At 55.7% G+C, this 1,193-nt stretch carries 1 rRNA gene; it reads right to left on the reverse strand.

Annotated elements, in window-relative coordinates:
* Positions 1–1,193, reverse strand: a 23S ribosomal RNA gene (locus tag HMPREF1627_RS02135); the annotation flags it as partial.

Below are 1,193 nucleotides of genomic sequence, written 5' to 3' on the forward strand. Positions count from 1 at the left end.
AGAAGTCGTTACGCCATTCGTGCAGGTCGGAACTTACCCGACAAGGAATTTCGCTACCTTAGGATGGTTATAGTTACCACCGCCGTTTACTGGGGCTTAAATTCACCGCTTCACACCCAAGGGGCGTTGACGGTTCCTCTTAACCTTCCAGCACCGGGCAGGCGTCAGTGCGTATACATCGCCTTACGGCTTCGCACGCACCTGTGTTTTTGATAAACAGTCGCTTCTCCCTATTCTCTGCGACCCCCCGGCCCCACCAGCACGCGCGGCGCTGGGAAGCTAAGGGGTCCTCCTTCTCCCGAAGTTACGGAGGAATTTTGCCGAGTTCCTTGACCATGATTCACTCGAACGCCTCGGTATACTCTACCTGACCACCTGAGTCGGTTTAGGGTACGGGCGCCTTGCCCCCTCGCGTCGAGGCTTTTCTCGGCAGCATAGGATCACCACAAGTCCACACACACGTGCGTCCCTCATCAGTTCTCACCCACGTGTCTCCCGGATTTACCTAGGAAACGGGCCACAACCTTAAATACGCCAAACCACCGGCGCACTGCAGCTACCTTTCTGCGTCACCCCTGTTAATACGCTTACCTCCACCACCGGGTCCCAAGACCAACCGCCAATCACACCCCGAGGGGCATGACCATTGGTCGGCAAAATTGGTTAGCATGATGATCTCAGTATTGGACGGTTGCTAGGCGGTACCAGAATATCAACTGGTTATCCATCGACTACGCCTGTCGGCCTCGCCTTAGGACCCGACTAACCCAGGGCGGATAAACCTAGCCCTGGAACCCTTAGTCAATCGGCGCTGCGGATTCTCACCGCAGATTCGCTACTCATGCCTGCATTCTCACTCCCACACAATCCACCAGAGGTTCCCCCCAGGCTTCACCTCATGCAGGACGCTCCCCTACCCAACAACACACCAACAATCATTCAATGACGCCAGCATACGTGTTGCTGCCACAGCTTCGGCGGTACGCTTAAGCCCCGCTACATTGTCGGCGCGAAATCACTTGACCAGTGAGCTATTACGCACTCTTTCAAGGATGGCTGCTTCTAAGCCAACCTCCTGGTTGTCACCGCGACTCCACATCCTTTCCCACTTAGCGCACACTTAGGGGCCTTAGCTGATGATCTGGGCTGTTTCCCTCTCGACTACGAAGCTTATCCCCCGCAGTCTCACTGCC

This window comes from Actinomyces sp. S6-Spd3 (assembly GCF_000758755.1).
GTDB lineage: Bacteria > Actinomycetota > Actinomycetes > Actinomycetales > Actinomycetaceae > Pauljensenia.